Source organism: Shinella sp. SUS2 (assembly GCF_001262505.1).
GTDB lineage: Bacteria > Pseudomonadota > Alphaproteobacteria > Rhizobiales > Rhizobiaceae > Shinella.
Map to the genome: position 1 here is coordinate 54,890 of NZ_KQ410746.1, position 8,478 is coordinate 63,367.

Annotated in this window: 8 protein-coding genes; 7 read left to right on the forward strand and 1 reads right to left on the reverse strand. The window is 55.7% G+C overall.

What is annotated here, in order from left to right:
* Nucleotides 1–26: 26 nt before the first annotated feature.
* Nucleotides 27–614 (forward strand): hypothetical protein, encoded by a 588-nt coding sequence (locus AKG11_RS28325; RefSeq protein WP_050746328.1) that lies wholly within the window; start codon nt 27–29, stop codon nt 612–614.
* Between the two features lie 144 nt (nt 615–758).
* Here AKG11_RS28325 and AKG11_RS28330 read toward each other — a convergent pair whose 3' ends face one another.
* On the reverse strand, nt 759–1,085 hold the full coding sequence (locus AKG11_RS28330; RefSeq protein WP_050746329.1) for a helix-turn-helix domain-containing protein: 327 nt from the start codon (nt 1,083–1,085) through the stop codon (nt 759–761).
* 124 nt (nt 1,086–1,209) lie between these two features.
* On the opposite strand from AKG11_RS28330, the gene AKG11_RS34745 reads away from it, so the two are divergent.
* The 6 genes from AKG11_RS34745 (at nt 1,210) to AKG11_RS28355 (ending at nt 8,459) form a co-directional block, all read left to right on the forward strand.
* Entirely contained in the window at nt 1,210–1,731 is a 522-nt protein-coding gene (locus AKG11_RS34745; protein ID WP_156334147.1) for a helix-turn-helix domain-containing protein, read from the forward strand.
* A 700-nt stretch (nt 1,732–2,431) separates the two neighbouring features.
* Nucleotides 2,432–3,625 (forward strand): tyrosine-type recombinase/integrase, encoded by a 1,194-nt coding sequence (locus tag AKG11_RS28340; RefSeq protein WP_050746331.1) that lies wholly within the window; start codon nt 2,432–2,434, stop codon nt 3,623–3,625.
* Between the two features lie 159 nt (nt 3,626–3,784).
* Entirely contained in the window at nt 3,785–4,768 is a 984-nt protein-coding gene (locus tag AKG11_RS28345; RefSeq protein WP_050746332.1) for a hypothetical protein, read from the forward strand.
* Between the two features lie 390 nt (nt 4,769–5,158).
* Nucleotides 5,159–5,707, forward strand: a complete 549-nt coding sequence (locus AKG11_RS34750) for a hypothetical protein (protein WP_156334148.1) — start codon at nt 5,159–5,161, stop codon at nt 5,705–5,707.
* Nucleotides 5,708–5,820: 113 nt separating this feature from the next.
* On the forward strand, nt 5,821–6,654 hold the full coding sequence (locus AKG11_RS28350) for an IS5 family transposase (protein WP_050746333.1): 834 nt from the start codon (nt 5,821–5,823) through the stop codon (nt 6,652–6,654).
* A gap of 134 nt (nt 6,655–6,788) precedes the next feature.
* Entirely contained in the window at nt 6,789–8,459 is a 1,671-nt protein-coding gene (locus AKG11_RS28355; protein ID WP_050746334.1) for a DUF2326 domain-containing protein, read from the forward strand.
* Nucleotides 8,460–8,478: the final 19 nt, after the last annotated feature.

Here is an 8,478-nt window from a genome sequence, read left to right on the forward strand (position 1 = left end):
GAACCCCGGCAGGAAGGAGAACCCGCATGGACCTGGACACATATGAAGACTGGGCAAGGGAAGAATGCCTGTTCATTGGCTCGCTCATGGAAAAGGAGGGCGTCATGACAATTCTCGCGAGTTGCCTTCATCTCGGTGAGGAGGAAATTCGGGAGAGGGGCCGCTACCATCAGGACGTGGTCGATGACTTCTTCCACACGCCCCGGTCAAAACGAGCAAAGCTGCTTGCCGGCATCGACGACAAGGAATATCTGCATGCCGTTCTGGTCCTATTGCTGCACGAAGCGCGACGCGCACTATTGCTGCTCGAAACGCTCTGCAAATACGGGGTATCAGCCGGAGCGAACCCGTCGAAGAGCAGGATGATCGAGCAGGCTGCGGCTGCTCTGAGCGTGGCCTCTGCAGAATATCCGCCCTTATATCCGTTTGCCGAGGATCTGCCCTTCGGGATGAGCCTCGAATGGTTCGCCCCTCCGGCTCTGCGGAAAGGGGGCCAAGGCGCTCAAGCATCTCCTCGGGTGTCCACCGCCCGTAATCGGGGGGCGACGAAGCCAAAACCTCAAAGAGATCAGCCGAAGAGACCCCGCACGCAGGATCACTCTGACGATGAATGAGATCGCCTCGATAAAGGCGCTCCAGTTCCTCGGCGGTCAGAGAGCAATAGACTTTCTGAAGAAGCTTTCCCTGATTCAAAAAATATCTGCGGGCGCGGTTGTGGCGGCGCGCCGCGTCCTCGTCCCTGTAGGGAGGTTGCGCCATCACGCCGCCTCCGTCTCGGCCGCCATACGGCGTGCATAGCGATAGTTCTCGGCCGGCTGCGGGCTCTTGCGCGTGCCGTCCGCGTGATAGCGGGAGAACCACAGATGCTCGGGACGTCTTCCCAGCGCGGCGGCAATCGCCCGCTCGCCGGCAAGGTGCGGCTCGTGAACCGCATTGCCTGCAGTTCCGCGCGGCAGCTTGTAGTCCTCGTCGATCTGCGCAAGCGTCAGTTCCTTGCGCGCCAGCAGGTCGCGAATGCGGCCTACCTCTTTCAGTCGGCGCGCCTTGGCGCGCTCAAGCTTGCCGGTCTGATCGGCAGAGTGCATAAAATGATCCTTCCAGAAGGGAGGCCCTGGCCGGCCTCCTTTTTTGGGGTGTTGAAATCTGCGAACACAGAAAGGAGTAACCCAAAATGGGTGGTATGTAAACACCCAAATTGGGTGTGTATGAATGAGCAAAGGCAAGGAGTTGTGGAAGGCGGCTGGCGGTCGATTGGCCGAAGCTCGCTTGCAAGCGGGGTTTAGTTCGCAGAGGGTCTTTGCGGACGCCGTAGAACTGGCCGAGCCGACAATCGCTAAGTATGAGCAGGGCGCTCGTGAAATACCGATGTGGTTGCTCGTATGGCTGGGTGAGCACCACGGCATTAATAGTGGGTGGATTGTAAGTGGACGCGGAGAAATGCTCGACGATCCGTCGAAGGCGCCTGCGCCGTCCACCAAAGTGGATGCCTGGGCAATGGGGCGCGCCTACTCGGTAATCGAGAAGGTTTGCAAGGATATCGGCCGACCGGTCACCGGCAGCCAGCTTGCCGAGGAAGCTGCAGAACTCTACAGCGCCTTGCTCGGCCGCGTCGTCGATGTGCGGGAAAGGCCGATGGTCGAAACGGCTCTCGGGATCCTCGCCGAGGAAGCGAAGGAGCGCATGATCGGCAGAAAACCGGGCAGCGGGAAACGCTCGGCTTCATCCTGGTGAAGTCGATCAGCCTATGCCTGTTTCTTAATGAAACGTTAAATCTGGACGGGCGTTTCTCAATCTGAAACTGGAGTTGTGGTAAATGGCCGAAATCAATTCAGGGGCGCGCTGAAAAGCGCGTCGGTCGCGCCCCGCGCACCGCCGAATGTGTGTCCGCATTTTGCCCTCGAACCCGCCCGCCGCCAAACCCTTGCTTCATTCTTGAGAGAGGGCGAAAATCCACCTATCTCATTGATATTATGAGGCTATGACCCAAGAATGAAACGACTTCATTCTTGGGTTTGAATTTTCCGCCCGATTTCGGGCCTTCGTAGCCGCCCGGTCGAAAATCCTTGAAGACCCCGCCACCATTATTTATCAAAGGCTTGAAGCCGCCTTGAAGCCCGAATGCAGGTTTTTTGAAGCCTCTCTTGAGCCGGGCGCCACGCTGGGCCATAATCCCCGCACAGCGCCCGTTTTTCGCGCCTCGCGCCGAAAAACCCCGGTCCTTAGAATGCCGCGCTGACCCCTCTAGGCCCTTGTTTAATCGGCCCTTTTCGCGAGTTCCCACGTAATCCCGGATATTCCCGCCTTTTCCAGAGATAGGTGACTGACTACACTCGCATTTGTCCAATGCAGTTCGCGGTTGAGCGGTGACATCCGGCCTGATTGTTGGTAGCTTCGTTGGCGCTTATTCACTGCTGGGGGCAAAATACCAACAATGCCTTTGACCGATGTTTTCTGCCGAAACGTCAAGCCATCCGAAAAGCCACAGAAAATCAGTGACGGAGGAGGGCTTTTCCTGCTGGTCGAGCCACGCGGTAGCAAGCTTTGGCGGCTCGCCTATCGCTTCAATGGAAAGCAGAAGACGCTTTCCCTTGGCATTTATCCCGCCGTAAGCCTGAAGGACGCGCGCGATCACCGTGATCGAGCCAAGGAGCTGCTGGCGCGCGGCATCGACCCGGGCGAGCACAAGAAGCAGGAGAAGCGGACGAAGCGGCTTGAGGCAGGCAATACGTTCGAAACCGTCGCGCGGGAGTGGTTCGACGCGCAGAAATCTGGTTGGACGCCCGGCTATGCCGACAGAATCCTGCGAAGGCTGGAAGCGGACATCTTCAAACTCATCGGCCGCCGCCCGATCAACGAGATCGAGCCGCCCGAGCTATTGGACGCGATTCGGCAAATTGAACGGCGCAATGCGATTGTCCTCGCGCGCCGCCTGCTGCAAGTTTGCGGGCAAGTCTTTCGGTACGCCGTTGCCAGCGGCCTAGCGAAACGCGACCCATCACAGGATATTCGCGGCGCCTTGAGGTCCGCCGGCCCTAAAAAGCACCGCACCGCGCTCAAGGAAGCCGAGCTTCCCGAATACTTGGCTACGCTAGACGCTTACGAAGGTGATCGTAGAACCGTGCTGGCGCTGAAGCTTGTGCTTCATACGTTCCTGCGAACGTCGGAAATCCGCTTCGGGGCGTGGTCCGAATTCGAGGCGCTGGGCAGTGAGCGCGCCTTATGGCGTATTCCGGCAGAACGAATGAAGGCTCGGTCGGAGCATTTGGTGCCCCTAACGCCACAGGTCGAATCGATCCTTGGAGAGTTGAGGCGGCTGTCGGGAAACAGCCCTTACATTCTGCCTGCCAAGACCAAGGAAGGCGTCATCTCGCAAAATACCTTGATCTATGCGCTCTACAGGATGGGCTACCATTCGCGGGCAACGGTTCATGGTTTCCGCGGCACGGCCAGCACCATCCTAAATGAGAACGGCTTCAATCGCGACTGGATCGAACGTCAGTTGGCTCACGCCGAGCGGGATGGTGTGCGCGCAGCCTACAACTCGGCCGAATGGCTACCGGATCGGCGGAGGATGCTCCTGTGGTGGTCTGGGCATATCGAGGAGATGTGTAGGCGCGAACCTTAATGAGTTTCTTAGCGCTATTGTCTCGGAGACTTTCACATTTTCAGGGGTAAGTCGGCTACTACCTGTGTGTTCGTGAATTTCCTCGTGCTGGCTATCGAAAACGGCACCGAACCGTCTTATCGTCGCCGTCATCCACTGCTGCAAGGGAGGTGATGGCTAATGGACGACGTACAATACCTTCTTGACTCAGAAGAGCTTAAGTCAGTCGTAGCTGCCCTTGAAGCGCTACGTTCGAAGGATTCCAAAAGTCAGGCTCAAGCAAAGCAACGATTTCGCGATTTGGTGCTGGGGGATGAGTTTCAAGCAGCCGATATTCTCGCGATTCTTGCGAGCGATCAAACCTATTATCCGGGGCTGAAGTCGGTATTGGCTGCGGGGCTTGCGGGCTGGCTGGTCGATCCCGACCCAAAATACAACTCGATGCGCTTTGATGCCATGTGCCGAGCGGCCATGGAGCACATGGACGAAGCAGAGAGGAAGGCTGGCTTGTCTAAGCGTCGGTGGGATGTCGGGCGCGATATCATTGCTCGCTATGTGTACACCGGAACCGACTTTCTAGGAGAAATCTACGACGAGCTTGGTGGCTACGGTGCATTTCAAGATGCCAGCAGCGTAGAGGTTTCCGAAATTGTGGCTCATTCAGAGCACTTCGCAATTAATACCGTTCTGAGAGCCATGGCCTATTTTCATCATGGAGCGGATCTCTGGCGCAAGGGGGAAACTTTTCCTCCCAGCTTAAATCGTGCGGTGCTGATCCTTTCTGGATTGAAAGGGGATATGTCTGATTTTTCCGAGCATTTCGTGTCACGGTCTCTCTTGCACAAGCGATGGAGCGCAAGCAAAGGCACGCTTGCGCTCATTTATGCCGCCGATTCCATCAAGGTGAAGGGGAGCACGTTGTTTCAGGTGATCTGGGATCAAGAATTTTCCTACGACAAGCATAAAAAATATTTCAATCGGTGGATGTGCAGAGCTCGATACGTTTCCAGTCACATCTTTTCCTGTTCGACCGATTCGGATTTGCAAAGGATCACTGACGACATTCTTGGAATCGGCGATTCTGAGCGATTTTCGCCACCCGCTCTGGCACTCAATGAACGCGCCTTACTAGAGAGGCACTTTCTGAAGCCTGTCGTTCGTTGAGTTGAATTCAGCAACTTTAAGATTGTCTTTGAAATTATGGGGATGTCCACGGAAACATGCACAATTGTGTATAGTCGCTGAGTTGGCTAGTTTTTTGTCGTGTTCAACAGTTCACGACGGGAGACGAAATCGTGAAAACGCTACACCCGCATACCGTAAACAATATTGCACGAAGCAACAGCTCCGCCCATTTCCCTGCCTCGGGCCTCGTTCGTCTTAAATCGATCATCGCGCCCGGTGGCCCTTTGCCGATCAGCAAGTCTAGCTGGTGGTCGGGTGTGCGTGACGGTCGATATCCGAAACCGCGTAAGATTTCTCCGCGCGTGACAGTGTGGCGCGTCGAGGACGTTCTAATGCTTCTAGAGAGGATCGAGCGGGGGGAGGTGTGATATGATGAAGCAAAGTGCGACTACGATAAACGGGCTGAAACAATCGCCTCTTCGGCTTCCGATGCCAAAGAAACAATCATTGGCAATCGTCCCGCAACCAAAAGGATCATCTCTACGTCCGAAAAGCTACGGTGATTTTATGCAGGGTTTGGATGGTTGCCGGTCGGAATACGGAACTCTTGAAGGCGATTACAGAAAGAAGCTCAATGATATTCTTGCCAACTTGTATGGATACGCACAGGACTTGATGCAGCATAAAGAGTGGTGGGTGAAGTTTTGCCAAGATGGTTTTTGGCAGGGGAGACAGCCATCTCCGGGGGGCAATAAAATCGCTCTTCGGTATGTCATTAAATGGGCTTGCGGTGCTACGCGAGATGGCCAGAAGTCCTCCAGCCTCTACTACCGAGCATTGAAGGATTTTTGGAAAGAAGGGCGTGATCGCGGTAGTATCGCCTCTGAAATATCAAGGCGGGGTGGTATTCGGAAACTTGCCGAGATGAACTCTGAGAGGCTGCCTCAAAAAGAGGTGGGTGATTTCAACAGGTTATGATTCCTTCGGATTTGCGAGATTCGATGGAGTTCANAGAGGCTGCCTCAAAAAGAGGTGGGTGATTTCAACAGGTTATGATTCCTTCGGATTTGCGAGATTCGATGGAGTTCAGAATGGCCTGGAGCGAAATCACCCGTCGGCACTATGCCCGGCGAATGGCACGCTATGCAAGCGACATGACAGATCGGGAATGGGCACTGGTTGAGCCTTTTCTGCCCATGCCCCGCCGTCTGGGTCGCCCGCGGACCACGGACTTGCGTGAGGTCGTCAACGCGCTGCTTTACATCGCTACGACCGGTTGCCAGTGGCGCATGCTGCCGAAGGATTTTCCGCCCTGCTCGACCGTCCAGCGCTATTTCTATGAATGGCGGGCATTGGGGCTGTGGTCACGCATCAACCACCATCTGGTGATGGAAGCCCGCGAACTGGAGGGCAGAGAGGCCTCACCGACGGCCGGTGTCATCGACAGCCAGAGCGTCAAAACCACCGAAAGCGGCGGTATCCGGGGCTATGACGCGGGAAAGAAAACCAAAGGCCGCAAGCGTCATATCATCGTTGATACACTTGGTCTGATGGTCGGCCTCATGGTGCACAGCGCTGATATCCAGGATCGCGATGGCGCTCCCGATCTGCTGAAATCCATCCGCTACAGGTGGCCATGGCTGCTGCACGTCTTCGCCGATGGTGGTTACGCTGGCGACAGGCTGAAGCGGCGGCTCAAGAAGATCGGGCGCTGGACGGTTGAGATCATCAAGCGCTCGGACAAGGCGAAAGGCTTCGAAGTCCTACCGCGCCGCTGGGTCGTCGAACGGACCTTCGCCTGGCTCGGCAGATGCCGCAGATTGGCAAAGGATGTCGAAAAGTCCATCGCCTCATCAGAGGCTTGGATCATCATCGCCCACATTCGCCTGATCACAAGGCGACTTGCAAGGTACCGATATCGTTGAAGGCTTTTCGAGTCAGACTCTNTCATCGCCCACATTCGCCTGATCACAAGGCGACTTGCAAGGTACCGATATCGTTGAAGGCTTTTCGAGTCAGACTCTAAGAACGATACCCTTGAATACAAGGCGGACTGATCATGCAACTCAGCCGGATGTATTCAAATTTTTCCGACGTGTTCTCGCCTATCGATTTCAATCATGGGGCTGGGGCAAATCGCCTCAATGTCGTGCTCGGCGAAGTGAAGCATCCTAAGGACCGGAAGAAGGACTCTCACAATCTCGGCAAGACGACCCTTTTGCTTCTCATCGACTTCATGATGCTGAAAGGGTGGTCTCAGGAAAACTTCCTGTACAGGCACCGCGACCGTTTCGGAAATTTCGTCTTCTTTCTGGAGATCGCGCTTAACAGTGGTGGCTACGCGACTGTCAGACGAAGCGTGGCTAGTCCCACGCGCATTGCGCTGGCCCGTCACGACGAGCCTGGTCAGGATTTCAGCGAAGCGGCGGATGACACTTGGGATCACCCCGATCTCCCGGTTGACGAGGCAATCAAGCTCCTCGATGCCTGGTTGGACCTGCGCACGCTCAAACCTTACGACTATCGGAAGGCTCTAACCTATTTCCTGCGCGCGCAAGGGGACTGGACGGACGAACTGCAGCTGCAGAAGTTTCAGGCCGGTCGCGACCTCTATTGGAAGCCGTTTGTGGCGCACCTCTTCGGCTTCAATCAGACCCCTATCGAGCGGAAGTACGAGCTCGACGACCAAATTCAAAAGCTGCAGGAAAAGCAGAACGAGCAGCAGGCCGAGGTGCAGTTCAAGGAGGAGGACCTACCGAAGCTCACCGCTGAACTCAGCGTCTTGCATCAGCACGTCGAAGACCTCGAGGCCCAGCTCGACGCATTCCGCTTCGATGATGAAGAGCGCCGCATCATGCGGGATCTTGTTGAAAGCATCGAACAAGAAATCGCCGCCCTGAACCAGCGGATCTACGATGCTCGCTACGATATCGGTCAAATCGACAGTTCGCTCAGCCACAAGGACAAGTTCGACCTGAGTGAGGTGCAATCCATCTTTGCGGAGGCACAGCTCCATTTCCCGACGCAACTTAAGAAGCAGTACGAGGACCTCGTAGAGTTTAAAAAGACCGTGACTCAGGAGCGCAACGCCGCGCTCCGAAAGCGACGCAAGGAGCTTGCGGCCGATCTTTCGGTCGCGGAAGAGCGCAAAGCCCAGCTCGATCTTCATCGTGAGCAACGGCTGAAAGTATTGCGCTCGACTGATACGTTTGAGAAATTCAAGGCTCTGCAAAAGGATGTCGCGAAGCAACGCGCGCAACTAGTCTATCTGGAAGAGCAGCGCAAAAAGCTCGAGGTCGTCGTCGAAACGGCACGGCAAGTCCGCGAGGCGGAACGCGACCGTGGGCGCGTAGTCGATGAGATCAAGGCCATGTTGGCAAAGCCGACGGTGATCTACGAGCGTTTCACGCGGATATTCAACGAGTATTGCCAGAAGGTCCTCAACCACGAAGGACTCTTCTTTTTCCATGTAAATTCCAGCAACAACCTTGACTACAAGATCAGCCTGGGGCTTGCCGGCCAGAAGGGCGTGGCATCAAGCCAGGGCGAGGGCACGAGCTACAAGAAGCTGACCTGCGCCCTGTTCGATCTTGCCCTGTTGCGGGTTTACGAGGACATTCCGTTCTTTCATTTCGTCTACCACGATGGGATTCTGGAGGCGCTCGACGACCGTAAGAGTCTGACTCGAAAAGCCTTCAACGATATCGGTACCTTGCAAGTCGCCTTGTGATCAGGCGAATGTGGGCGAT